Source organism: Aeromicrobium sp. (genome assembly GCF_037719875.1).
Lineage (GTDB): Bacteria > Actinomycetota > Actinomycetes > Propionibacteriales > Nocardioidaceae > Aeromicrobium.
In genome coordinates this window covers 21,761-45,861 of sequence record NZ_JBBJMJ010000021.1, presented here as the reverse complement: position 1 = coordinate 45,861, position 24,101 = coordinate 21,761, and the positions used below count along the sequence as shown (strand labels likewise).

28 protein-coding genes, 1 pseudogene and 1 riboswitch are annotated in these 24,101 nt (G+C 66.1%); of the genes and pseudogenes, 11 read left to right on the top strand and 18 right to left on the bottom strand.

All coding sequences use genetic code 11. The features are described from left to right. Both WKF39_RS15210 and WKF39_RS15205 read right to left on the bottom strand, forming a co-directional pair. Nucleotides 1-113, bottom strand: a pseudogene (locus WKF39_RS15210) (sulfate adenylyltransferase small subunit); the annotation flags it as partial. Nucleotides 114-167: 54 nt separating this feature from the next. Next, entirely contained in the window at nucleotides 168-965 is a 798-nt protein-coding gene (locus tag WKF39_RS15205) for a phosphoadenylyl-sulfate reductase (RefSeq protein ID WP_340389921.1), read from the bottom strand. Nucleotides 966-1,183: 218 nt separating this feature from the next. Here WKF39_RS15205 and WKF39_RS15200 point away from each other — a divergent pair, with 218 nt between their 5' ends. Further along, complete coding sequence (locus tag WKF39_RS15200) at nucleotides 1,184-1,330, top strand: GPGG-motif small membrane protein (RefSeq protein WP_340389919.1); 147 nt, start codon at nucleotides 1,184-1,186, stop codon at nucleotides 1,328-1,330. 79 nt (nucleotides 1,331-1,409) lie between these two features. Then, nucleotides 1,410-2,033, top strand: coding sequence for an L-threonylcarbamoyladenylate synthase (locus WKF39_RS15195; protein ID WP_340389917.1), 624 nt, complete (start codon nucleotides 1,410-1,412; stop codon nucleotides 2,031-2,033). 28 nt (nucleotides 2,034-2,061) lie between these two features. On the opposite strand, the gene WKF39_RS15190 is transcribed toward WKF39_RS15195, so the two are convergent. The 11 genes from WKF39_RS15190 to WKF39_RS15140 all read right to left on the bottom strand — a co-directional run bounded on the left by WKF39_RS15190 (nucleotide 2,062) and on the right by WKF39_RS15140 (nucleotide 11,652). Next, nucleotides 2,062-3,228 (bottom strand): MFS transporter, encoded by a 1,167-nt coding sequence (locus WKF39_RS15190; RefSeq protein ID WP_340389915.1) that lies wholly within the window; start codon nucleotides 3,226-3,228, stop codon nucleotides 2,062-2,064. Continuing rightward, nucleotides 3,225-3,767: a GNAT family N-acetyltransferase gene (locus WKF39_RS15185; protein ID WP_340389913.1), complete on the bottom strand. Its 543-nt coding sequence runs from the start codon at nucleotides 3,765-3,767 to the stop codon at nucleotides 3,225-3,227. The genes WKF39_RS15190 and WKF39_RS15185 overlap by 4 nt, the downstream gene beginning before the upstream one ends. 43 nt (nucleotides 3,768-3,810) lie before the next feature. Then, nucleotides 3,811-4,746: a DNA-3-methyladenine glycosylase 2 family protein gene (locus WKF39_RS15180; protein ID WP_340389911.1), complete on the bottom strand. Its 936-nt coding sequence runs from the start codon at nucleotides 4,744-4,746 to the stop codon at nucleotides 3,811-3,813. 226 nt (nucleotides 4,747-4,972) lie between these two features. Continuing rightward, a complete protein-coding gene (gene thiC, locus WKF39_RS15175) occupies nucleotides 4,973-6,664 on the bottom strand; it encodes a phosphomethylpyrimidine synthase ThiC (RefSeq protein ID WP_340389909.1) in 1,692 nt (563 codons plus the stop codon). A gap of 8 nt (nucleotides 6,665-6,672) precedes the next feature. Further along, nucleotides 6,673-7,464, bottom strand: a complete 792-nt coding sequence (gene thiD / locus WKF39_RS15170; RefSeq protein WP_340389907.1) for a bifunctional hydroxymethylpyrimidine kinase/phosphomethylpyrimidine kinase — start codon at nucleotides 7,462-7,464, stop codon at nucleotides 6,673-6,675. After that, the gene (locus WKF39_RS15165; protein ID WP_340389905.1) at nucleotides 7,461-7,970 is read right to left on the bottom strand and encodes a thiamine phosphate synthase; all 510 of its coding nucleotides are present in this window, start codon (nucleotides 7,968-7,970) and stop codon (nucleotides 7,461-7,463) included. The genes thiD and WKF39_RS15165 overlap by 4 nt, the downstream gene beginning before the upstream one ends. After that, nucleotides 7,924-9,123 (bottom strand): glycine oxidase ThiO, encoded by a 1,200-nt coding sequence (gene thiO, locus WKF39_RS15160; protein ID WP_340389903.1) that lies wholly within the window; start codon nucleotides 9,121-9,123, stop codon nucleotides 7,924-7,926. The genes WKF39_RS15165 and thiO overlap by 47 nt, the downstream gene beginning before the upstream one ends. Next, nucleotides 9,120-9,731 (bottom strand): thiamine phosphate synthase, encoded by a 612-nt coding sequence (gene thiE, locus WKF39_RS15155; protein WP_340389901.1) that lies wholly within the window; start codon nucleotides 9,729-9,731, stop codon nucleotides 9,120-9,122. Before thiE ends, thiO begins: the two co-directional genes overlap by 4 nt. Beyond that, nucleotides 9,726-9,835, bottom strand: a riboswitch (TPP riboswitch). Its footprint overlaps the gene before it by 6 nt. Before the next feature lie 282 nt (nucleotides 9,836-10,117). Then, nucleotides 10,118-10,726 carry a class I SAM-dependent methyltransferase gene (locus tag WKF39_RS15150; RefSeq protein ID WP_340389900.1) on the bottom strand — a complete coding sequence of 203 codons (609 nt, stop codon included), beginning with the start codon at nucleotides 10,724-10,726 and terminating at the stop codon, nucleotides 10,118-10,120. 92 nt (nucleotides 10,727-10,818) lie between these two features. After that, a complete protein-coding gene (locus WKF39_RS15145; protein WP_340389898.1) occupies nucleotides 10,819-11,205 on the bottom strand; it encodes a VOC family protein in 387 nt (128 codons plus the stop codon). Between the two features lie 105 nt (nucleotides 11,206-11,310). Next, the gene (locus WKF39_RS15140) at nucleotides 11,311-11,652 is read right to left on the bottom strand and encodes a TraR/DksA C4-type zinc finger protein (protein WP_340389896.1); all 342 of its coding nucleotides are present in this window, start codon (nucleotides 11,650-11,652) and stop codon (nucleotides 11,311-11,313) included. 104 nt (nucleotides 11,653-11,756) lie between these two features. Here WKF39_RS15140 and WKF39_RS15135 point away from each other — a divergent pair, with 104 nt between their 5' ends. Together WKF39_RS15135 and WKF39_RS15130 are read left to right on the top strand one after the other, a co-directional pair. Further along, nucleotides 11,757-12,413, top strand: coding sequence for a TetR/AcrR family transcriptional regulator (locus WKF39_RS15135; RefSeq protein WP_340389894.1), 657 nt, complete (start codon nucleotides 11,757-11,759; stop codon nucleotides 12,411-12,413). 5 nt (nucleotides 12,414-12,418) lie between these two features. Further along, nucleotides 12,419-12,817, top strand: coding sequence for a RidA family protein (locus WKF39_RS15130; protein ID WP_340389892.1), 399 nt, complete (start codon nucleotides 12,419-12,421; stop codon nucleotides 12,815-12,817). A 401-nt stretch (nucleotides 12,818-13,218) separates the two neighbouring features. On the opposite strand, the gene WKF39_RS15125 is transcribed toward WKF39_RS15130, so the two are convergent. Further along, a complete protein-coding gene (locus WKF39_RS15125; protein WP_340389925.1) occupies nucleotides 13,219-13,545 on the bottom strand; it encodes a peptidase inhibitor family I36 protein in 327 nt (108 codons plus the stop codon). A gap of 558 nt (nucleotides 13,546-14,103) precedes the next feature. Beyond that, the gene (locus WKF39_RS15120; RefSeq protein ID WP_340389890.1) at nucleotides 14,104-14,307 is read right to left on the bottom strand and encodes a hypothetical protein; all 204 of its coding nucleotides are present in this window, start codon (nucleotides 14,305-14,307) and stop codon (nucleotides 14,104-14,106) included. A gap of 208 nt (nucleotides 14,308-14,515) precedes the next feature. Here WKF39_RS15120 and WKF39_RS15115 point away from each other — a divergent pair, with 208 nt between their 5' ends. Continuing rightward, nucleotides 14,516-15,016: a sigma-70 family RNA polymerase sigma factor gene (locus WKF39_RS15115; protein WP_340389888.1), complete on the top strand. Its 501-nt coding sequence runs from the start codon at nucleotides 14,516-14,518 to the stop codon at nucleotides 15,014-15,016. A gap of 32 nt (nucleotides 15,017-15,048) precedes the next feature. On the opposite strand, the gene WKF39_RS15110 is transcribed toward WKF39_RS15115, so the two are convergent. After that, complete coding sequence (locus WKF39_RS15110; RefSeq protein WP_340389886.1) at nucleotides 15,049-16,008, bottom strand: hypothetical protein; 960 nt, start codon at nucleotides 16,006-16,008, stop codon at nucleotides 15,049-15,051. A gap of 489 nt (nucleotides 16,009-16,497) precedes the next feature. On the opposite strand from WKF39_RS15110, the gene WKF39_RS15105 reads away from it, so the two are divergent. The 3 genes from WKF39_RS15105 to WKF39_RS15095 all read left to right on the top strand — a co-directional run bounded on the left by WKF39_RS15105 (nucleotide 16,498) and on the right by WKF39_RS15095 (nucleotide 18,922). Further along, entirely contained in the window at nucleotides 16,498-17,343 is an 846-nt protein-coding gene (locus WKF39_RS15105; RefSeq protein ID WP_340389884.1) for a lipase, read from the top strand. Between the two features lie 273 nt (nucleotides 17,344-17,616). Further along, on the top strand, nucleotides 17,617-18,270 hold the full coding sequence (locus WKF39_RS15100; protein ID WP_340389882.1) for a hypothetical protein: 654 nt from the start codon (nucleotides 17,617-17,619) through the stop codon (nucleotides 18,268-18,270). A gap of 10 nt (nucleotides 18,271-18,280) precedes the next feature. Next, complete coding sequence (locus WKF39_RS15095; protein ID WP_340389880.1) at nucleotides 18,281-18,922, top strand: hypothetical protein; 642 nt, start codon at nucleotides 18,281-18,283, stop codon at nucleotides 18,920-18,922. A gap of 115 nt (nucleotides 18,923-19,037) precedes the next feature. On the opposite strand, the gene WKF39_RS15090 is transcribed toward WKF39_RS15095, so the two are convergent. Next, nucleotides 19,038-19,661, bottom strand: coding sequence for a TetR/AcrR family transcriptional regulator (locus tag WKF39_RS15090; RefSeq protein ID WP_340389878.1), 624 nt, complete (start codon nucleotides 19,659-19,661; stop codon nucleotides 19,038-19,040). Nucleotides 19,662-19,705: 44 nt separating this feature from the next. On the opposite strand from WKF39_RS15090, the gene WKF39_RS15085 reads away from it, so the two are divergent. Further along, nucleotides 19,706-20,926, top strand: a complete 1,221-nt coding sequence (locus WKF39_RS15085; protein ID WP_340389876.1) for an oxygenase MpaB family protein — start codon at nucleotides 19,706-19,708, stop codon at nucleotides 20,924-20,926. Between the two features lie 20 nt (nucleotides 20,927-20,946). Here WKF39_RS15085 and WKF39_RS15080 read toward each other — a convergent pair whose 3' ends face one another. Further along, nucleotides 20,947-21,831 (bottom strand): alpha/beta hydrolase, encoded by an 885-nt coding sequence (locus tag WKF39_RS15080; RefSeq protein ID WP_340389874.1) that lies wholly within the window; start codon nucleotides 21,829-21,831, stop codon nucleotides 20,947-20,949. Nucleotides 21,832-21,887: 56 nt separating this feature from the next. Here WKF39_RS15080 and WKF39_RS15075 point away from each other — a divergent pair, with 56 nt between their 5' ends. Together WKF39_RS15075 and WKF39_RS15070 are read left to right on the top strand one after the other, a co-directional pair. Then, nucleotides 21,888-22,547 (top strand): MBL fold metallo-hydrolase, encoded by a 660-nt coding sequence (locus WKF39_RS15075; protein WP_340389872.1) that lies wholly within the window; start codon nucleotides 21,888-21,890, stop codon nucleotides 22,545-22,547. Between the two features lie 14 nt (nucleotides 22,548-22,561). Beyond that, the gene (locus WKF39_RS15070; RefSeq protein WP_340389870.1) at nucleotides 22,562-24,097 is read left to right on the top strand and encodes a UDP-N-acetylglucosamine 1-carboxyvinyltransferase; all 1,536 of its coding nucleotides are present in this window, start codon (nucleotides 22,562-22,564) and stop codon (nucleotides 24,095-24,097) included. Nucleotides 24,098-24,101 lie beyond the last annotated feature (4 nt).

Here is a 24,101-nt window from a genome sequence, read left to right as displayed (position 1 = left end):
GAGAACATCAGCACCGGCTTCTCGAACTCCGCCACGACCTCGCGGATGATGTGGATCGCCTCGGACTCCAGCCATTCGAGCTGGGTGAGGCGGCGTTCGTCAGTCAGGGTCATGTGTGCCTTGTCGGTGCTGTTGTGCGGACTCATGACGACAGCTCATGAGGAGGATCAAGCGTGCAGGCCGCACTCGGTCTTGTCGAGGCCAGCCCACCGCCCGGCGCGGGGGTCCTCGCCGGGTGCGACGCGTCGGGTGCAGGTCGCGCACCCGATGGATGGGTAACCGTCGTTGACGAGCGGATTGACGATGACGTCGTTGTCGCCGGCGTAGGCGAGCAGATCGTCGAAGGTCCAGGCCGCCAGCGGATTGATCTTGACCAGCCCGTTCTTGTCGTCCCACGTGACGAATGGCGTGTTGGCGCGGGTGGGCCCCTCATCGCGGCGTACACCCGTGATCCAGACCTCGTAGCCCTGGAGGGTCTCGTGCAACGGCTCGACCTTGCGCATCGCGCAGCAGAGGGCGGGATCGCGCTCGTAGAGCTTCTCGCCGAACTCGGCGTCCTGTTCGGCGACGCTGCGTCGGGGCTTGACATCGACGATCGAGAGCTGCATCGAGGCCTCGACGGCGTCGCGCGTACCGATCGTCTCGGCGAAGTGGTAGCCGGTCTCGAGGAAGAGTGTGTCGACCCACGGCAGGTGCTGTGCGACGACATGGGGGAGGACCGCGTCGGCCATCGAGCACGCGACCGCCGTCCGATAGCCGAACTCCTCGGCGACCCACGCGAGGACCTCGGCGGTGTCGGAGTCCGCGAACCGCCGTTCGGCGGCCTCGGCGATGGCGCGAAGCTCCTCATTGGTACGCCTCGGGGCGAGAAGCGACTCACGCGACGCGAGGTGCGCAGTGCGCTCGTCGTCGTGGGCGATCTGTTGCTGGCGCCGTTCGGCAAGGGTGAGCACGGATCCGGTCACGCTCCTCACCTCTCTCGCACCTCGTCGACCACCGGGTCGTTCGGCCTCCAGAATAGGTCGGCGCCGCTCACGGTCCCAGCATGTGGAGAACTGTCCGTATTGCGGAATGCAAACAGGTGACGCACGTCACACCCGGTAAATCGAGGCCGATTGAAGCCAGCACAAGGGGGTAATCCGGTTGTGGTGGCCACAGTCACCATCGAAGAGAGGGAAAAACAATGGGCTTCATCCTGTTGATCATTGCGATAGCGATCGCGATCTATGGCGTCCTGCGCATCGTGCGCGGAGACCTTTTGATCGGCATCATCTTGCTGATCGTCGCCGCCCTAGTCGGTCCGGGTGGATACAGCATCTTCCAAAAGTGACTTGAGACGAGGGGCCGCGCACACGCTGCGCGGCCCTTTGTCATGTCCGAGCGGCTCCTGAGGTCGTACTCTCCTCTTTATGGCCCGATTCATCGAGATCCACCCGGACAACCCCCAGCAACGCTCGGTCGATCGGGCGGCAGCGGTCATCCAGGACGGTGGGCTCATCGCCTATCCGACCGACTCCGGCTTCGCCCTCGGGGCGCAGCTCGGCAACAAGGACGCGCTCGACCGGATCCGTACGATCCGGCAGCTTAATGACAAGCACCACTTCACGCTGGTCTGCAAGGACTTCGCCCAGCTCGGGCAGTTCGTGCATGTCGACAACACGATCTTCCGTGCGGTGAAGTCCGCCACGCCCGGGCCCTACACCTTCATCCTGCCGGCGACCCGCGAGGTGCCCCGCAGGCTGCTGCACGACAAGAAGAAGACCGTCGGCGTGCGCATCCCGGACAGCAAGATCGTCACGGCGCTGCTGACTGCTCTCGGCGAGCCCCTGCTCTCGACGACCCTGATCCTGCCCGGCAGCTCCGAGGCCATGACGACAGCGTGGGAGATCGCCGAGGAGCTCGATGGGCAGGTCGATGCGGTTATCGAGTCCGGCGCCGACGTCCTCGCGGAGCCGACCACGGTGGTCGACTTCTCAAACGGTCACGCCGAGGTCGTGCGGGTCGGTGCAGGAGACCCGTCACCGTTCCAGTAGGCCTCTCGATCTTCGGTGTGTGTCGGTCTCAGGCGTTGACCCCGGCTTGCCTCTGGGAGACGAGCACCAACGGCACCGTCAGCGCGATGATGGATACTCCGAGGAGCATCAGACCTTCGGCCGACAACGTCCGCAGCGCCAGGGTGCTGAGCAGGGGAGCGGCGAAGCCGATGTAGGTCAGGCTGTAGAACACCGCGTTGAGGGTGCCGAGGTCCTCAGGGTGGGCGAGACCTTCGATTGTCGTCAGACCTCCTACGAGGATCAGGCCGTAAGCCGCGCCGAGCAGGACCGCCGCTGGGAGGACCAGCCATGCCGTCCCCGATGCCGCCAGCAGCAGCCCGACGAGGAGACCGGCGGCGGCGGCCAGGAGACCAGTGACGACGGTGAGCCGTGGATCGCCGAGTCGGCGGCCTAGGGGCTGGACTGCCACGCCGGTCCACAGCGTGAGTCCGGTCAGGGCGCCGATGACCGCAATTGGCGCCACGCCGATCTCAACGAAACTCGGCACGGTCGCAAAGCTCGTGGCGGCGGCACCGAACACCCAAGGGGCCGTGAGCGTGATCCCGAGCAGGAACCGACGGGATCGCATCGCCTGCCACACCTTGGACCGCCGGCGTCCCTCATCGGTGCTCCGCGGGGCGGACGGCTCCGGAGCGTTCCACGCGATCGCGATGACGACGCCCATGAGCAGGAGGTGGGGGAGGTAGGGCAGGACTGTCGGGCCGGGGAGCCACTGCGCGAAGATGCCCGCGACGAGGGGGCCCGAGCCGAAGCCCGCAGACAGAGCAAGTGTCGCCCGACGAGCGCCGGTGCCCGCCGGGCGATCGGCAGAGAGCTCCTTGACCCATGCCGTGCCGGGAGCGAACGCCGCACCGGAGGCGATGCCAGCGGCAAGGCGGCCGAGAAGCAGCACCGTCAGGTTGTCACCGCCAACGATCAGCACGGCCGTGGCGACGACCGACGCGACGAGCACGGGTCGCATGACCTTGCGACGGCCGATGCGGTCGGAGATCGGCGCGACGATCAGGAGAGCCGGGATGAGCCCCAGCGCGTAGGCACCGAACAGTGCAGTGACGGCTTCGCTCGATGCGCCGTCCTCCTCGCGGTAGACCAGCAGCATCGCGGCGAACTGGTTGGCACCCCAGCCGACGGCGAACAGTGCTGCGGCAACTCGCAGCCAGGGTGGAATGCTCAAGCGGGTCGTCCGCTGAGCTCGAGTCCGAAGAGCGCCTTGGCACCGTCGACCTCCGGCACGAGCACCTGCCATCCCCGACCGCGGTAGAGGCGGGCTGCCGCACCATTGTCGGGGGTGGTGGCGAGCAGAGCGCGGTCCTGCGGAAGGCCGGTCACGAGATGATCGTGCAGCAGCCCCGCGATGCCTTGTCCCCGATGAGTGGGGTCCACGACGATGTCGACCAGCTCGAAGTGATTGCCGACCCACGTCTCGACGATGTCGGGCGGGGCCGCCGAGGAGAGCCAGTCGCTCCAGAACTGCCCGTGCTTGCCGGTGAACCCATAGCCATAGCCAGACACCTGGCCCGCGGTCGTCGACACGACCATGCGAAAGCCAGATCGGCGTGCGTGGCGGGAGAGCGTGGAGCTGACGAAGTTTTCGGCGTCATGGCGGCTCTCGGCGAGGGCCTCGTCGCCATAGGCGGCGAGATAGACCTTGGCGAGAGCCGTGCGCAGGCCGGCGTCGAGCTGTTTAGGAGTCAGGGCGTTCACGGTCGTCATGACAGGTCCAACCCGGCCCGGTGGTGCATTCATTCCGTGCAGTTCAGATACGGCGGTGGTCGACGCGCGGCATGCGCGGGCCGCGCCTCTGGCGAATCGCATGCGGACTGAGCTGGATCAGGCGTATGACCCGGAACCGGTGTGGGCGCCACGGCTCCAGCACCTCCGCCAGCTCGTCATCGCCCAAGGGTCGACCCACGAGAGCGTCTCCCACGTCCTTGCCGACGTGATAGTCCCCGAACGGCACGGCATCGGCGTCGCCGAGCGCACGCGAACCGACCTCGGCGGCAGTCCACGCCCCGACTCCGGGGATGCTCACGAGCCCGCGATAGATGGCCGCATGATCGGTGTCATGCGTCGTGAGCAGGCGCTCGAGCTGGGCCCCGACTCGCGCACAGGCCTGCGCTGTCCTGGCTCGCTGCGGGTCGACGCCGGCCAGGTGCCAGTCCCATGACGGGATGGCAGCCCACTCCTCGGCGGTCGGGAAGACCCTCATGCCCTCGGGCGCCGGCCCGGGGGCTGCCTCGCCGAAGCGCTGGTGGAGTCGGCGCCATGCCGCGAACGCGTCGAGTCCTACGACCTTCTGCTCGATCACCGCAGCGACCAAGGCTTCGAGGACCCTTCCGGTGCGGGGGACGCGGAGGCCGGGGTGTCTGCGAAATGAGTCGGCGAGGATCGGGTGGCCGGGCTCGAATCCGGTGATGTCGTCGTCCGCCCCGACGAGTCCTGACAACCCTTCGAGCAGCTCGGCAGCACCCGGTCCCCAGGCCTCGGAGCGGATGACAGTCGGCTCGACCTGGCGCACGACATAGGTGACCGGTCCGCTCGACATACGGCTGGTGCGCCAGAGGTGGGCACCGTCGCGCCGGGTGGTGGGATCGCCCGGGCCCCGGCGGAGGAGAGCCAGCGTCAACCTAAGATTGACAGGGTGTGCGAGGTGCAGCTCACGGGTCAGCGAGACCTGCGGCGCGGCGCCCATACGGCAATTGTGCACCGCGCCGCTGACAACCTCAGATGAGTCGGCGCGGCCCCAAGGATGAAGGTGATGTCGCGGCCAGCCGGCCCGGCATCTAAGACGTCCTCGCACCAGCGAGGTCGAGGGGCTCGGAACCGTCGACTGCAGGACTGCTGTTTGAACACCCGGTAGCAAACGCCTGTGTGAACTGGCGCCTGTGCTGCTCCCACACGCGCCAGTTCACACATGCTCACGGGGTACGGGCCCGGGCAGATGCTTCGACGTACACCGAGTTTCCCAGCTCCACGAACTGGGCGGACTTCTCTGCCATCCCGGAGGCGACGTAGTCACGGACATCCTGACTGATCCGCATCGAGCAGAACTTGGGTCCGCACATGGAGCAGAAGTGCGCGGTCTTGCTGGCTTCCGCCGGCAGGGTCTCGTCGTGGAACGACTCCGCGGTGTGCGGGTCCAGGGACAGGGCGAACTGGTCGTGCCAACGGAACTCAAAGCGCGCCTTCGACAGCGTGTCGTCCCAGTCACGGGCGCCGGGGTGGCCCTTGGCGATGTCGGCGGAGTGGGCAGCGAGCTTGTAGGTGATCACTCCGGTCTTGACGTCGTCACGGTTCGGCAACCCGAGGTGCTCCTTGGGGGTGACGTAGCAGAGCATCGCCGTGCCGTGCATCGCGATGGCCGCAGCCCCGATCGCCGAGGTGATGTGGTCGTAGCCGGGAGCGATGTCGGTGGCCAGCGGGCCCAGGGTGTAGAACGGCGCTCCGTGGCACCAGTCCTGCTGAAGCACGACGTTCTCCTCGACGAGGTTGAGCGGCACGTGACCGGGGCCCTCGACCATCACCTGCACATCGTGCTCCCAGGCCCTCGCGGTGAGCTCGGCCAAGGTGCGCAGCTCAGAGAGCTGCGCTTCATCGTTGGCGTCTGCTGTGCAACCGGGCCGCAGGCCGTCCCCAAGTGAGAACGACACGTCGTACCGGGCGAAGATCTCGCACAGCTCATCGAAGTGCGTGTACAGGAAGTTCTCCTCATGATGGGCCAGGCACCAGCCGGCCATGATCGCGCCGCCGCGCGAGACGATGCCGGTGATCCGCTTGGCGGTGAGCGGCACGTAGCGCAGCAGCACACCGGCGTGCACGGTCATGTAGTCAACGCCTTGTTCACACTGCTCGATGACGGTGTCGCGGTAGATCTCCCACGTCATCCGTGACGCGTCCCCGTCGACCTTCTCCAAGGCCTGATAGATCGGGACGGTGCCGATCGGGACCGGCGAGTTGCGCACGATCCACTCGCGGGTGGTGTGGATGTCGTCGCCGGTCGACAGGTCCATCACGGTGTCGGCGCCCCAGGTCACCGCCCAGCTCATCTTGTCGACCTCCTCAGCGATAGAGCTCGTCACGGCGGAGTTGCCGATGTTGGCGTTGACCTTCACGAGGAACTGCTTGCCGATGATCATGGGCTCGGCCTCGGGGTGATTGACGTTGGCCGGGATGATGGCGCGTCCGGCGGCGACCTCGGTGCGGACCACCTCGACGTCCATGCCTTCGCGGATCGCGACGTACTCCATCTCGGGAGTGACGACCCCCTGACGGGCGTAGTGCATCTGGGTCACGATGCGGCCCGGCAGCGAGCGGCGGGGACGGGCACGTTGCCCGCGCCACTGCTCGCGTGCCTCGCCGCGGCGCACCGCCGACTTGCCGTTGTCGAGCAGCTGAGCCTCGCGGCCGTCGTACTCGGTGGTGTCGTCGCGCTCTTCTACCCACGCAGCGCGCAGCGGCGGCAGGCCGACCTCGGGCTCGCTGCCGGGGCCTGCGGTGGCGTAACGATCGAAGGTTTCGCCGTTGGTGAGCGCGACGCGGGTGAACGGAACGCAGACGTCGTCGCGTGAGCCGGTTCGGTGGACGGTGCTGTGTGAGGGGTGGATGTGCATCAGTTCTCCTAGTGGGGGTGGTTGAAAACATGGGCGACCGGGCCACGACCGCGGCCGAGCTCCCAGGACGCTGAGATGGTGAGCGCTGCAGCCACGAAGGCCTGGGCGAGCCGGACTGCGGACTGCAGGTCGAGGCCGTGGGCCAGGTGGACAGCGAGGGCTGCGCTGAAGGTGCAGCCGGTGCCGTGGTCATTTCCGCTTGGCACGGTTGGGTGCTCGAGGACCGTGAGGCGCCCGATGGTGTCGATCACCACATCGCGGCATACCTGTGCGCTGGGGTCGCCCCCGGTGAGCACGACGGCAGGGGCGATCTCGTGCAGTGCTCGGGCAATCTCAATCGCTGGTCGCTGGGGATCAAGGCCGGTAAGTCGCGCGGCCTCGTCGAGGTTGGGAGTCACCACGGTGCATTTGGGCAGCAACACATCGCGGTAGGCCGCGACGAGCGCGTCGTCGCCCAGGGTGGCGCCGCTGGTCGCCACCAGCACGGGGTCGATCACGAGGGGGACAGACCCAGCCACCAAGTCGGCTACGACATAGGCCGTCTGTGCCGACCCGAGCATGCCTGCCTTGGCTGCTGCCACCGGGAGGTCTTCCAGGACGGCGACCATTTGGGCCTGCACATCCGTGGCAGCCAGCGGAACGATCGAGTCAACACCGGTCGTGCTCTGCGCCGTGACCGCCGTGACCGCACAACACCCGTGCGCGCCCAACGCCGCGAACGTGGTGAGGTCGGCAGCCAAGCCGGCCGAGCCTCCCGAGTCGGTGCCCGCGATGCTCAGCACCACGGCTGGGCTGGTCATGCTGAACCCTCCAGCAACAGCTCGACCACGGCGGCCGGGTCCGAGGCCCGCATCACGGTGACCATCACGGCTACTCCGTGCGCCCCAGCGACGCGTAGGTCGCGGACGTTGCTGACGTCTACGCCGCCAAGGGCAAACACCGGCACGTCTTCCGCGACGGCGACCGCCCGACGTACGCCGGGCAATCCGATGCCCGGACCGTAGCCCGGCTTGGAAGCGCTCGTGGCGACGGGGGAGATCGTCACGAATTCCGCACCCTGGGCGACGGCTCGCTCGATCTCCTCCTCGTTGTGGCACGAGCGGCTGTGCACCCCACCTGCGGCGGCATCCGCAACCGGCTGGTGGGCCGCGAGGTGCACACCCCAGGTGCCGGGCAGTGGGCGACGGGCGGTGATCACCTGCACGTGCTGGGCGAGGAGCAGGGCGAGCTCGGCGCGCCGGTCCTGCGGCAGGTCGAGCTCACGGAGGACGAGGACGGCGAGCCCGGCTTCCGAGCACTGGGCCACGTTCGTCGCCGATCACCTCGAGCTTCACCCAGTCAGTTCCAAGAGCCTCTCTTTGCGGAAGGTCGAAGCGGTCAGGGAGGAAGGCGCGGGTCTGTGGGGCGTCGCGCCCACCCACGTGCGCACACATGGCCTCCGCGGTGATCGGGGCCAAAAGCACTCCGCCGCGGTAGTGGCCACCGGCGAGGAGACGCCGGGCCGGTCCTTCGACGGGGAGTGGGCCGATCAGGGGGCCGTTGTCGGGGGTTCCTGGGCGGTCCCGAGCCGTGACCTCCAGGATGTGGGCCGTGTCGAGCCCCGGGAGCAGCGTGCGTGCGGTCTCCAGAAGGCGCGCAACGCCGCCCACCGTCGGCATGGGCATCGTCTCTTCGAAGGGGTGCTCCTCCTCGGTCGCACCGATCACCACATCGCCGTCACGGCGGGGCACCACGTAGACCCGCTCACCATGAAGCCGGGCCCGCAGCACACACGTCGGGGCATCTGATGTCCGCACCCGGATGATCTCGCCCCGCACAGGCCGCACGCGTGGCAGGCCTGTGGCCCCGGTGGCCAGCACCACGACATCCGCTCGCAGCCGGCTACCGTCCTCGAGCCGGACACCGTCTGTCCTGGGCGTGGCATTTTGCCGTACGACACGATCGCCGAGGATCGCCAGCAGGGCGGCGACCACCTGTCGGGGGTTGACCTGGTGGTCGTCGGGCAGGAAGGCTCCGCCGAGAATGCGAGCCGACAGCCTGGGCTCCCTGACCCTGAGCTCGTCGCGGCCGAGCTGGTCGACACGAACCCCGGCAGCGTCCAGAAGGCCACACGTCCGGCGGATCTCCTCGAGGTCGTTCCGGTCGCCTGCCACCAGCAGGGCCCCGCTCGTACGCAGGTCGACGTCCACGCCAGAGCGTTCACGGAGGTCAGCAGCGAAAGAAGGCCAGCGTGCCAACGATTCCCGCCCGAGCCGGAGCAGAGGCTCCTCGCCGAACCACGCTTCGCCGCCCGGCGCGAGCATCCCGGCAGCGGCGTACGTCGCGCCCGCGCCCGGCGACGGATCGCAAACGATGACCTCGTGGCCGGCCTGGACCAGTGCGTCGGCGCTAGCGAGCCCCACGATGCCACCGCCGACGACCACCACTGACTGGGCAGTCCTTGCGGCGAGCGCGCTCACGCGGCGTGGACGAGGTCGACGATCTCCTTCGCGGCTCGGGGCGGGTCCAGCGCCTGCCACACGGCCGCCGCCACGGCGACCCCGTGGGCTCCGGCGCGCAAGACGGCCGGGACCCGGTCGGCGGTGATCCCGCCGATAGCGATCGCGGGGATCGACTGGGCAGCTGCACTCAGCGCTCGCAGTCCGATCGGATCGGGCAGACCCATCTTGGTCGAGGAGAGGTGCACCGGACCGACCCCGGCATAGTCCGCACCGTCCGCCCGGGCACGCTCAGCGTCGGCCCGGTGTCGACAGGTCGCCCCGATCAGGAAGCCGGCAGGGACCAGCGCCTTCGCGTCCGCGATCGGCAGGTCGTTCGACCCCAAGTGGACGCCGTCTGCCCCTGCGGCAAGGGCAAGATCTAGGCGATCGTTGACGAGAACGCTCGCGCCCCTAGGGCGAGCGATGGCCACGACTGCACGCGTCCAGGACACCAGCTCGCGGTCGGTGGCCCCCTTGGCGCGGACTTGGACGGCATCGACGCCGGCGTCGACGACCGCGGTAACGAGCTCGAGCGCGAGCGCGTCAAGCTGTGGAAAATGAGTGATGAGGTGAATACGTGGCAACACGTCGCAAGCACTTCCTTCGCCGGCATGATCCGGAGCAGGTTCGACGGTCGGGGCGGCTTCAGCCCCATCTCAGCCCGATGCTTCGGGCTCCCGTGTGGATGGTGAAGAACATAGCACTGCTTCTAGAAGGTGCCACCGTTGCGCTGCCGCTCCCATGGTCCCGATGCGATGGGTGCTCATACGGTGATCGATCGCGCGGCGGGACAGGGCCGAGGATGCAGACAGTTCGACCGGCTACGTTCCACTCTGGGTTGTCAAACCGGATGCCTTCGGCGCCGCGACCAGCAGCCGCGCGGCCTCACCGAACCCTCCTGAGTCAGGGCCGGCACCATCAGGTGCGCCTCGCGCATCAGGCGACCCTGGATGAGTCGCGGGTCGCATGCGGCCTACTGAATGCGTCGGAGGAAAACGACCCCATCGGTCAGGTCGGTGAGCTCGCCGTGGTGCATGGCCGTACGCTCGCGGTCCTCTGCTGTGATGATCTGCCAATCGGGCGGGGAAAACAGGGCCGTGATCTGGTCGACTGTGTGGAGCCGTTCGGGATGTCCGCCACCGACGTGACCGCTGGGACAGTGGCCGACGACCAGCAGGTGTCCGCCGGGGGAGACCGCGGCACCGAAGCCCAGCATCGCCTCCGATCTCGGCGGATCTTCGAGCTGGAAGAATTGGGCGGACACCAGGTCATAGGATCCCGGCGCCGGGGGAGAGGCGACGAGGTCGGCCTGGACGAAGGTGATCTCGTGACCGGCCGACCCGGCATGCATACGAGCGCGCTCAAGGGCGACGTGCGAGATGTCGACCGCAGTGACCTGCCAACCGCGTCGAGCGAGCCACACGGCGTCAGCGCCCTCGCCACAACCGATGTCGAGCGCCGACCCTGGGGTGAGGTGCTCGGCCTCGGCCACGAGCTGGGCATTTGGCTCGCCGCTCCAGATCGCGCTGCGCGCGGCATACATGACGTCCCACTCGGTGGCCCCGGGGTCGGATGACGTCACGCGGAGAACGCTAGCCGAGTGTCAGGGCTGACGCGGGGTCAGCAACCGAAGCCGAGGCGAACAGTTGCACAGTCATGGTCAGCGGTCTCCCGTCATGGGTGGCGGCTCGCGAGGACGCAGAACTCGTTGCCCTCCGGATCGGCAAGCACGACCCAGCTCTGGTCGCCCTGCCCCACATCGGCATGGCGCGCGCCCAGGTCGAGCAGACGCCGGACCTCCTGGCCCTGGTCCCGGTCGCTCGGATTGACATCGATGTGGAGCCGGTTCTTGATGTTCTTGCCTTCGGGCACCCGCGCGAAGGCCAGTGTCGGCGGCACGGGTCCGTAGGGGTCCTCGCCGCCCCGCGTCGAGGGGGAACCGATCGAGAGGAACCCGTCGTTGTCGTCCCGTACCTCGTAGTCGAGCACTGCACACCAGAATCGGGCGAGAGCCCGAGGATCGGCGCAGTCGAACGCGAGCTCGGTGAACGTGCTGGCCATTCTGGGACTCCAACTCAACAGTGTGTCAGGAACTCATACTCTCGCAGAGCCCGACAGTCCGGTCCGAACCCGTGAGGACGATCAGCAGCGCGGGGGAGGGCACCTTCAGCCGGCCGAGGCGCAGCCGATGCACGTGCGGGCGACGGGTCGCGCCTGGAGTCGTGCCTCCGAGATCGGGCGATCGCAACGATCACATATTCCGTATGCGCCAGCGGCAAGGCGCTGCACCGCGGCGTCGATCTCCGCCAGGTGGTGGTGTGCCTGCCTGGCCAGTGCGCTGAGCTGGGACCGCTCGAACGCGATCGTTGCCCCCTCGGGATCGTGCTCGTCGTCCGCGTTGCTGTCGCGCGAGGAGGCCACGATCTGGTCGAAGTCGCCGGTGAGGCTTGACAGGCGGGCGACCGTCTCTTGCCTCTCGCACTCGAGTCGAGCAGCCGGATCGTCCACCGTTGACACCTCACCGCTCGACAACTCACCTGTCAAGTTTGGCGGGCGGAAAGCCAGGTGATCGAATCGCTCATGCTCCTACCGTATGGTGATACGGTAGCAGCATGAGCGAGATGAGTTCCAGGCGTCCGCGTCGCGCGGGCGGTTCAAGGCGCACGCTCGTGCTCGACGAGGTGGTTTCTGTGATCGCTGACCGCGGTTACGCCGGCACTCGGTTCATCGACGTGTCTGAGGCGTCAGGGGTGGCGGTCAGCACCTTGCAGGGCTATTTCGGCTCACGCGAGGACATGTTGATCGAGGCATTGGGGCGCGCCACTTCCGTCGCTGTTGGGGCTATGAACGAGCTCGCAGCACAGTTTGACGACCCGTGGCAGCAACTGGTCGCGATGGTCGATCGAGGCCTGTCGACGCCTGTCGTCACCTGGCGGATGCTGATGGAGTTTTGGACGGCTGCTGCCCACGACGCCGAGTTGCAGGAACATGCCGCCGCACTGGCCCAGCAGTATCGGAAACCTTTCGCCGACGCAATAGGACGAGGCGTCGAGAGCGGTGCGTTCACGCTGCGCGTCGAAACCGCTGCGATCGTCGAGGTCGTCGTCGCGAGCATCGTCGGTCTGCTCTATCCCGTCGTCCTGGACCATCTGGCAGCACAGGACACGGATTATCGCGACGTCGTTCTCGCTCAGCTCTCCTTCGCGCTCGGGACACGCGCAGATGACACTTCCGGCAGTCAGCCGGGATCCTTCACACAAGAAAGTTGACACACATGCCACACACCATCGTCAATCCCGACGGCCTGCACGATCCGGCCCCGTTCGGCTACAGCCACACCGCCTCCGTCCGTGCGGACACGGAGCTGGTGCTCGTGTCGGGTCAGTACGGATCGGGCACGGACGGGGCGGTTGTCTCAACCGACTTCGTCGAGCAGGTGCAGCAAGCGTTTCGCAACCTGAGTGTCGCCCTCGCCGCCCACGGGCTCGACCTCAGTCATGTCGTCCAGCTCAGGACGTACGTCGTGAACATCGACTTCGACAAGCTCGGGGCTATCAGCGAGGCCGTGCTGGGCTGCGGTGACACCCTTCCCACACAAACCGTCATTGGGGTCGCAGGCCTGGCTATGCCCGACATCCTGTTCGAGGTCGAGGCCGTCGCCGCCCGGCCCTAAAGCCGTCATCGGTCGGCGGGAGTGGCTGACCGAGACCGTCAGGCCCCGGCGGACGGACCGCCGGGCGTCTCTCCTGGTGTCCCGGGGCAGGTGCGCCGCCGGTAATAGGACCAGGTGACCGCGCCCAGAAGCGGACCCCAGAGTGCCATCGGAAGGTATGTCAGGCCGACTATCGTGTGGGCCTGCCCAGTGAGGTGGCCGTCTCCGTCGCTCCACCACCACATCACCGCAAACGGGACCCACAGTGCCGTGAGGGCAACCGATCCCGTCGCGGCCGGGATCGTCGCGGCGAGTGGCGCACCAGGGCCTTCGCTCCTGGGGCTGTGTCGGGGATGTCATCGAAGAACCGCTATGCGAAAAAGCCCCGTCCCAGGTGGGACGGGGCTTTTCACTGGGTCGATCTAGCCGAATACGTAGTCACAGCCATTTGGCCGACTCGTGCCCTGCTCCTTGACGCTGGAGATCTCGTCTTCCATGAATCCGGCGTCACCGTTGTTGCCGAGGTCTCCGTCATAGCCACGAGGACGCAGGCACAGGACGTATCCGCCGTAGTTCTTGTCCTGGTACAACTTCCACCAGTTGTCGGTGTCATTGTCGACGCTGGAGATCATGTCTCCGAACGATCTGCCGCACCAGACCCGGCAATCATCGACGTAGTCATTGTGAAAGTTCGAGTCATAGTTGTACCGGTACAAGCAGGTTCCGCTGTGGCCGTCGTTGCCACACATCTGGAGGCGGCCTTCGTGTTGGGCGGATGCGCTGCTCGCCGTGAAACCGACAATGAGCGCGACGATCAGTGGAATCAGCGCCAATAGCGCTGTGTGTGGACGACGGCTCATGCAATCTCCGAACTTCGGCAGTGAATGGGCTGCAATAGTCTCATGCTGTCACCGAGTATCGAGCCAAACCTCCGTAGGTGTTTCTGAAGGTCAGGTGACCTTGTTGCAGACCCCGTAGCGGAGCGCTAGTTGACATAATGTGCATTATCGGCCATCAACCAACTTACGGGAGTTGCATTTAATGCAAGAACTCCCGTCCCTCGACGTGGTGGGCGTCTTCGCAGGTCAGGGCGTTGTTGCGCGCCGCGTCGGTCGTCGAATCCGCGTTCGGGCTCAAGATCCAATAGACCCGCCGTCTGGTTTGACGCTGTCGTGAGTTACGCCGGCCGCGCGAATCCATCGTCATCGCCCTCGTCGCTGGGCGGTGTGGGGAATTCGTCGAGCCGACAGCAGGCAATCGATCTACCTGGTGCAACACGCGGAGTCCCAGTCCCCGCGCTTACTGCGTCAGTTGAGCACTGCGAGTACTTCAAGCGCGACACCCTTGCGGAGGCCAAAGTTGAAGAACGCAGTGGTGTCGCGGTCCTCGGCGTCGACGAGTTCGAGCGCACCGCGCAGGCCGGATCTGTCGAGGGCCGTGACCGCAGACAGAGGTGCTTGGAAGACGATTTCACCAACCCGACTACCGGTACCAGGACGCTCGATCAGCACGAGTCGTGCGTGGCTGTGGGCAGGGGCCTTTCACTTGCCAAGCGCACCGTAGTGAACGGTGGGTCGATATTTTTTTGGGGTTAGAGACCTACCTAGGTCGCGGTCAAGAAGGCTAAGGGCGGAAGTGAACGTGGCAATCGACTGGGACACCCAAACGAACGAGGCGATCCTCCAACGAGTTAGGACCGGTGAGGAAGAGGCGTTCGGGATGTTTTTCCATCGCCACCGCGGGTGGGCGTCGCGTGTCGCACGTCGGTACGTGCTGCGTGACGAAGTTGAGGATGTCGTAAACGAGGCGTTTACCGCGATGCTTTGCCAGCTGCGGGCGGGCGGGGGGCCTCGGGACAATCCGCTCGGTTACCTCGCCGTGTCGGTGCGCCACGAGGCAATCAGGCGTGCGAAGTACAACGCACGGAGGACCCTCACGGACGAAATCGAGTCGTTGTTCGACGTGGTTGCGTACGTCGAGTGCAGCGCGGCGCGGGTCGTGGAACGCGACAGCCTCGCAGCCGCGATGGCGAGCCTCAGTCCCCGGCAACGCGAGATTCTCTGGGCAGTCGAGATCGACGGGCTCCGTCCGCGTGAGCTCGCAGCCGATCTCGGGGTCGACGCAAACGCGGTGGCAGCCCGGATCTATCGCGCACGTCAGGCTCTTGGCCACGCGTACCGGCGACAGAACGACACCGACATCGGGCCTCGCGCAGCGTGACTACACGGACGCACCCGCCTAGTTTGAAGCCGTCACCATTCCCAACGTGCACCGAGCGAGCCCGGTCCAAACGCAGTCTGTCGGTAGTGCAGTCCCGTCGAACCGGCCAGGTCCGCCTGCCAGTCGTGCCGCAGACCGTCCTCGTCAAACCACACCCACGTACGTGCTGGCAAGCAGTCCGGGTGGAAGCGGACCCACACCATTGCTTCTTCGAGTCGTTGCTCCGCAACAAGTCCGTACTCGGTCTCCAGATCGAGCCCGTCCGCGGGCACTGCCTCGTACTCGATCATGACCGATTCCGCCTTCTGCAACGGGCGATCGAACTGAAGCCGCGTCGCCGTGATGCCGCGTGAGGCGTCCCGCGCCTCACCGATTGAGCAGCCGCCGATCGCGCGAAGTGTGATCGTGACGTCCGACGCGTTCTCGTCCGGGCCGACGAAGATTGTCACTCCATCGACACCCGAGCGCTGTGCGACGAAAACCTGGGTGACCCGCGCCCGTACGATCTCGCGCCCCGCGCCGACATCGACAACCAGGTGGAACAAAATCCGATTGACGTCGGTCTCGCCGATCACCTGCTCTTCGCGCGGTTGATGAGCAAGCTCATCGAACAAACGCGGCCCCCTACCTGGAACAAGCTCATCGAACGGACGCGGGCTCCTGCCCGGAGCCGAGGTGTCTAGCAGCTCGGTCAAGCAGCCCGCACCGACCCCGACAAGCCGCTCAAGCTCGGGCAGAGCCTCGAGCGAACGACGACGCATTGGCTCACGGAATCCCGCACGCCAGTAGGACAATGTCGCTAACGACACCGGATGACCAACGTCCGCGAGCCTGTCCCGCAAATTGCTGAGCGACATCTCCCGCACGCGCATCGCTTCGTCAAGGGCAGCCGCGAAGGTCTTACTACCGGACGTGGACACGCCTGCATTCTGTCGCGACAACCTTCTCAACATCAGTGTTTCAACAGATCCGAAATCGACGACGCTCGACAATGAAGCCCTGTGGCGTCTGGAACGGAGCGATGGCCCGGATATCCTTCGCCGCGACTGTTTTTGCCCGGAGGTGGGTTTGTCCCGGCGCGAGGCTGGGCGATGAATCGCCCCGTCCCAGGCTGCCCCTGGTGCGACCCCATCCCTCGTCGGCGGTGTGGGTCGCCTTTGGTGTGGCGGGGTCCGCCATCGCCACGTCGATCAGCTGCCCTGAGCGGCTCGCGCATCATGTCTTCAGGTCAATGTCCCGGCATGACTGTGCTGTAATGGTGAAATGAGTATTTTCACTTGGGGATGTGATCGGCCGAATCTTTCGACAGATCGTGGCCCGCATCGCTGGAGTGGCAGCCGCCTCGTGGACAAGTGATTCATTCGATGCGTAGGCCCCGACCCGCCGCTGTGTTGGTGACCGTTGCTGCACTGTTGACACTGACGACATCCCCGGCGGTTTCAGCACCAGCCGGTCCGGCGCTGACCGTACCCGTCGCCCAGATGAAGAAGGCGCTGAGTTGCAGTGGTCCCCTGAGCGGGTTGACGAAGGACCCCGTGCTGCTGACGCCCGCATTCTCGAGCGGGCCGGAGTCCTACGGCTTCGGCTACCTGCCGCAGCTCAAGGCAGACGGTGTCACTACCTGCGTCCTCACGCTGCCTGACGACGGATATGGCGATCTGCAGACGGCCGCGGAGTATAACGTTCACGCGATTCGATGGATGGCAGCGGAGAGCGGGCGCAAGGTTGCGCTCCTCGGTCATCAGCACGGTGCGCTCAACGGTTTGTGGGCGTTGCGGTTCTGGCCCGACCTGCCTGACAAGGTCTCTGAGTTCGTTGCACTTGCCACGCCATTCGGCGGCACCGCCGGAGCTGCGCAGCTGTGCAACGTCGTGCGGAGGTGCCCGGCATCGTATTGGCAGATCGCGACCGGCTCGCGGTATCTGGCCGCCCTGCTCGCAAAGCCGCTGCCGGCCGGCCCCTCGTACACCTCGATCGCAACTGCCTACGACGAAGTCATCACGCCACAGCCCAAGGCCAGCATGTTGCCCGGAGCCCGGAACATAACCCTGCAGTCGATCTGCCCAGGGCGCCCGATCGAGCACTTTTCCATCTTGGCTGACAACCTGACCTACTTGCTGGTGCGCGATGCGCTTGGCCATCCGGGTCCGGCAGATGCGGCGCGGATCTCCAAATCGGTATGTACCGGAAGTTTGTACATGCCCGCGGCATCCAAGGCTGGTGTAGGGGCGCTCAACGGGCTTCTCGGCTTCGGCACCCGGCTGCTGGTCAACGCACCGAGGTCGGTGGCCCAGGAGCCAGCGACCCGTACCTACGCTGTCGGCTGACCTTGATGGGATCAGGCGGTTCCCAGATACCGGGCTGCCGAGGCGGCCCAGCTGTTGCAGGTCAGACGCCATTTCGTGGTGGCCTCCAAGGGGAGTGCTGGGACTAGGCGGATTGATTCATCCGATAAAAACGCAGACTTCAACCTGACACTACGAACATACGAGTGAGGAAGCTGCGTGATGCAAGAGCTCCCGGATTCCTCGACGAATATGTGCCACGGCGATCCCTCGGGGATGCAATGAGTCGGGGGCGCTAGACACTAACGTGACTGCATGACCGACACACAACTGGCGACCCGTCATCCCACGCCTTCTGTTGTGCGTAGCTTGGACCTGGCAGCCAAGGGCGGGCTCGTGGTGCTGCTGACCATCGCGCTGCTATTTCCGCAGCTCGGTCACATGGAGGGCAAGGCTGCGGGACTCCGGGCAGCCACCTATCCGCTCTTGGCCTTCACTGTGCCAGTCCTCTGGTACGTCTATTGGCGCGAACGCGCCTCGTTCCCGTGGGTCGCGGACCTGCTCATCACGATCACCTGCTTCACCGACACGTTGGGCAATCGTATGGACCTCTACGACTCCATCGCGTGGTTCGACGACTGGATGCACTTCATGAACACGGGATTTCTCGCAGCAGCGGTCATCCTGCTGACGCTTCACCGGAGGTCAACCCGGACTGCAACCCTCGAGCGCGGACTCGCGTTCGGCGTCACCGCTGCAGTCGGCTGGGAGATCGCCGAGTACTTCGCGTTCATCAGCAAGTCCTCCGAGCGACGCGGCGCCTACACAGACACCTTGGGCGATCTCGCCCTCGGCTCGCTCGGGACGGTCGTCGCCGCGTTGGCCGTTCACGGCTTCTGGCAGCGGGGCTGGTTTGCTTCAGCAGCACCCCAACTCGAGCAACCCGGAACACGTCCCACGACGGCGTAGCGTGGGTCGCATGGCTCTCCTACACGACGCAGAAATCAAGCCGACCAAGCTCGAGCTCCTCAGGGGCTGGATGCCCTCGCAGTCCTGGTACGGCGGCGACCCTGCTGCGGGTCTAGAGCGTGTGGGCGCGTTCCGGTTCGACGATCCGCAAGGTGAGGTCGGCGTCGAGACGTTCCTGGTACGCGCGGGAGACACGCCCACGCAACAGGTGCCGCTGACGTATCGTGCCGAACCCTTCGCCGCAGGCGAACCATGGCTCATCGGCACGATGGAGCATTCAGTGCTGGGGCTGCGGTGGGTCTACGACGCCTGTGGCGACCCGGTCTATGCAGCGACCTTGGCCGGGGCGATCCTCAGCGGAAGTACGCAGGCCCAGGAGTACGTCGAGGTCGACGGCGAGCTGAAGGCCCGCCCGGCACTCGCCGACGTCAAAGGCAGCGGCGGAGGTGGAGGTGAGGCAGCCATCGACCCCATTGAGGAGTTGACGGTCGAGACCACCGGCGGATTGACCATCCTCACCGCCGGTCAATATGTGCTGAATGTCGTGCGCACGCCCGGAGCAAGCGAGCTTCCGTCCAATGTCGAGACATTGTCGGGCACGTGGCCTGGCCAGACACATCCGGTCCTGCTTGCCTTTGCCGCATCCGACTGAGCCGCGGGGCGCTGGCGACGGGAGAATCTGGTTTGGTCGGGAAGGGGTCTGACAAAACCAGATTCTCCCGCCCCTCCCCTGCGCTGACTGCTCGCGTTCTGATCGTCTCAGCGATTCAGGCACCGGGGTCGACGTAGGCAACGATCAGCCTGGTCAGCTCCTCGACGAAGCGATCCCTTGGAATAGCAGGGCTTTCAAGGACATACTGGACCGTGAGGTGCTCGACCAACCGCACGAGGATCCACGCCGAGGTCGGTGGCTCCTGCACACGGGCCGGTGGCCGCTGCACCATCAAGTATGTCGACACGAGGTCGCCGATCCGCTGCTCCATCGCCTCGGCCTTGTCCTTGAACTGCGAGCGCGGTAGCTGCTCGCCGACGAGGCGGAGGAACTCGACGTTCTCCGACAACGCATCGAGCAGTCCGTCGAGCGTGGCGCGCACGAGCTCGGGTCCGGGCAGGTCGAGATGGCCTGACAGCACCCCGGTCAGTCGGGCGGACAATTCGTCGGAATAGCGGTCGATCACGGCCGTGAGGATCGACTCCTTGTCAGGGAAGTACTGATAGAGCGAGCCGGGGCTGATCCCAGCCTCCAGTGCCACCCGGTTGGTGGAGGCCTTCTCATATCCGTCACGCAGCAGCACCGCCTGGCCTGCCGAGATGATGCGCTCGACCATCGCTCGCGAGCGGTCCTGCTGGGGTTTGCGCCGCAGATCGGCGGGCGGGCGAGGTCGGGCCATGATGCGAATTGTATGCGAGTAAATGCTCGTGTCACCCTTCCGGGGTGAGCACAGACACAGACATCCGTCCCCCGACCCGATTCCGCTCCGGCGAGGAGCGCGGCGCCAGGATCGGCCGAGTCCTCAAGGCTGTGGGCCGCGTACGCACGGTCGACGAGGAGCTGCTGGACCTGATTGGTCGCCGATTCATGGAGCGTGACGAGATCGGTGCGGCGCTCGTGCAGGCGATGCGGTCCAAGACGCCTGATCGGCCGACGATGCGCCAGTTCCAGCAGGCGCTGGTGGCAGGCATCAACTCGGTCGACGACGCTCCCCCGGCTCTCCGCGACTTCTTCGCGACGGTCGACACCGTGCCCGACTGGGTCGACTTCGACCTGCTCAACCGCGGCGCTCTGGCCTATCGACGATGCGGCAAGAACGCGGCCGACGTGCTGCTCCAGCTCTCACTGCTGGGCGGCTACCGGTTCGGCGGACCGACCGATCTACTCGTCGCCACCGGCGCCCTGACCGGCGACATGACGATGCGGCGCCTCGGCGAGACACAGAAATGGGGCGTGGCTGTCTCCGAGCACGACGCGATGCGACGCGGCGGCGAGGGATTCCAGCTCACGGTCCACGTACGTCTGATGCACGCGATGGTCAATCATCGATTCGAGTCCGGCGATCGCTGGGACACCGCGATGTGGGGCCTGCCGATCAACCGGACGGACCAGGCGGCGACGCTGGGCCTGTTCAACGGGGCGCTGCTGTTGGGCGTCCGGGCCCTCGGGGTCCGTATGACGGCGGCAGACTCTCTGGCGATCATGCACCTGTGGAAATACATCGGGTGGCTGATGGGCGTCGACGAGGACTGGCTGTTCGACACCGAGCGCGAGCAGCACCGCTTCAACTACCACGTGTTGCTCGCGCAGGGCGATGTCACGCCGGCCGGTGCCCAGCTCGCCAACGGCATCATGGATGCGCAGAAGACGCTGCACTTCGCCCGGTTTCCTCGCCTCGGGCGGGCCTACGCGCGGGCCAGGCTGTTGAGCATGTTGCGACCATTCCTCGGCAAGGAGGGCATGCGCGATCTTGGCCTGCCGGTTCGGCGCCCTTGGGCGACGCTGGGGATCATCCCCAACAACCTGCTGCGCTATCACGTGCTCGGCCGGACGGGGTGGGGTGAGCGGAGTCTGCACAGGCGGGCCGAGAAGGCGCGCGACACCGTGATGTTCCGCTACTTCGGGCCGGACCAGCCAGAGATCGGCAAGATCCCACAGGCTTGACCGGTGACCACCGTTGCACCTCAGCTCAGCGCGGTCCGCAGGTGCTCGGCCATCATGCGCATCAGGCCATGAGCCTGGTCCGGATCATTCCCGTCCAGGAAGTAGTGGTCACGGCCGGGCACGACGACGTGCTGCACCAACAACGACTGCTGGCCCAACGCCGCGGCATACGCATCCCCCTCGGCGCGGAGCGTGTCCCTCTCTGCCGTCACCACCACGGCCGGCGCAACGCCGGTCAGGTCCTCGGCCAGCAGCGGTGAGGCATACGGCTCGGTGCGTCGTGAGGCGTCCTTGAAGTATGTCGCCCGGACCAGCTTCAGCAGTCCCGGTCCGATCATCGGGTCCGACACACTCGCCTGCTTCGCCGAGACCTCGCCGGCAACGTCCAGTGATGGGACGCCGAGCAGCTGGAGTCGGGGTGTGGCACCGCCACGGTCACGGATCTGCAGGCAGGCGGAGGCAGCGAGGTTGCCGCCGGCACTGAAGCCGCCGATCGCGATTCGGGTCTGATCAAGGCCCCAGTCCACACCGTGCTCGGACAGCCAGGCGAACACGTCGTGCGCCTGGTCCTGGGCCACTGGATAGCGAGCCTGTGGCGCGACGCCATAGTCGACGTTGACCACCGCGACTCCGGCCTCGGACGCCACGAACCGGCAGAAGAAGTCGTCCATCCTGGGGAATCGCATGATGAACGCACCGCCGTGCAGATGCACATAGACCGGTGGCGAATCGGCGCCCGGTGGGAGATAGAGGTCGACCTTGACCCGGCCGTGACAGGTAGGAACCCGACGGCGAAGCGGCTTGGCCAGGTCCTGACCACCGAATTGCAACGCATCGCCGTGCCGTGCCACCATCCGGGCGCTCGCCTGCATCATGAGTGCGGTGACGTCAGAGCTCAATCCCATGACCTGAGTTCGACACCGATCACCTTGGTGTTGGGTCCGGGTGCAAGATGGTTGCCATGCAGATCACCCGCTTCGGCCACGCTGCCGTCCTCGTCGAGACAGCGCAGACCCGCATCCTGATCGATCCCGGTGCGTTCAGCCTCGACGCGGCCTTCGAGCTCGAGGATCTCGACGCGATGGTCGTGACACACCAACACCCCGATCACCTAGACCAGGAACGGCTCCCCGGTCTCCTCGAACGCAATCCCGACGCGGCGCTGCTGTGCGACCCCGAGACCGCATCGGCCCTCGAGCTCGGCACGTGGACGGCCAACTCCGACGGCCTCGAGACCATCGTCAACGGTGTCACGATCACGGGCGTCGGCGCCCAGCACGCGGTGATCGTTCCCGAGCTGCCGAGGGTCGCCAACGTCGGCGTGATGCTGAGCGCTGAGGGCGAGCCGGCCCTGTTCCATCCCGGCGACACCTACGAGTATGTCCCTGACGCTGTGGATGTCCTGGCACTCCCCCTGTCTGCCCCCTGGGGCAAGGTCAGCGAGACCGTCGAGTTCGTCAGGCGGGTCGCACCGTCGTCAGTCTTCCCCATCCACGACTGCACGATCTCCGAGATCGCCTACGGGCTCTATTGGCAGCAGGTGGTCAATCTCGGCGGGGTCGAGGACTCGCGCAGGCTCGGGCAGGGTGACACGACGACGATTGAGTTATCTCACAACTGAGATAAGGTGGAGGCATGACTGTTCGCGACGATTATCTCTCCCGGATCGGGGCACTCATCCGTGACGCCCGCCAGCACAGCGGGTTGACCCAGGCCGAGCTTGCCACCGAGCTGAAAACGAGCCAGAGTGCCGTCAACCGCATCGAGAAGGGGCAGCAGAACATGACACTCGACATGCTCGCCCGGATCGGCAGCGCCCTGGACTCCGAGCTGGTGACGGTCGGCACCTCAGGCCCCAGCCATCTGCGTGTTGCCGGCGGGACGACCCTCTCCGGCGCGATCGACGTCAAGTCCAGCAAGAATGCCGGTGTCGCCCTGCTCTGCGCCTCCCTGCTCAACGCCGGCACCACGGTGCTGCGCAAGGTCGCCCGCATCGAGGAGGTCAACCGCCTGCTCGAGGTGCTCACCTCGATCGGCGTCAAGGCGACTTGGCGGGGCGATCAGAACGATCTCGAGCTCATCGTGCCGGCGACGCTCAACCTCGCCGCAATGGATGCAGACGCCGCCAGGCGCACGCGTAGCATCATCATGTTCCTCGGGCCGCTGATGCACCGCTACGACGACTTTGAGCTCCCCTACGCCGGCGGCTGCGACCTCGGCACCCGTACGGTCGAGCCCCACATGACGGCGCTGCGGCCGTTCGGGCTCAAGGTCGTCGCGACGGAGGGCAGCTATCACGCGACTGCGGCCGAAGGTGTCGGACCGGAGCGCCCGATCGTGCTGACCGAGCGCGGAGACACCGTGACCGAGAATGCGCTGCTCGCCGCGGCGCGATATGACGGCGTGACCGTGATCCGCAATGCCAGCCCGAACTACATGGTGCAGGACCTGTGCTTCTTCCTGGTCAAGCTGGGAGTCGGCATCGAGGGGATCGGCACCACGACGCTCAAGGTCACGGGCGCCCCCGTCATCAACTGCGATGTGGAATATGCGCCCAGCGAGGACCCCATCGAGGCCATGAGCCTCATCGCGGCAGCGATCGTCACCAAGTCCAGCATCACGGTGCGCCGCGTGCCGATCGAGTTCATGGAGATCGAGCTGGCCCTGCTCGAGGAGATGGGCTTCCACTACGACCGGACGGATGAATATCCCGCCGAGAACGGCGAGACCAGGCTCGTCGACATCACGACGCACCCGTCGACGCTGCACGCGCCGATCGACAAGATCCATCCCATGCCGTTCCCGGGCCTCAACATCGACAACCTGCCGTTCTTCGCGGTCATCGCGGCAACGGCTGAGGGTCAGACGATGCTGCACGACTGGGTCTATGAGAACCGCGCGATCTATCTCACCGAGCTCAACAAGCTCGGCGCGTCGGTCAAGCTGCTCGACCCCCATCGGGTGCTGATCGAGGGGCCGACCCACTGGAGTGGGACCGAGCTGGTGTGCCCGCCGGCCCTACGACCGGCTGTCGTGATCCTGCTCGCGATGCTCGCTGCCAAGGGCACCTCGGTGCTTCGCAGTGTGTATGTCATCAACCGTGGCTATGAGGACCTGGCCGAGCGGCTCAACGCGCTCGGCGCCCAGATCGAGACCTTCCGGGACATCTAGGGCC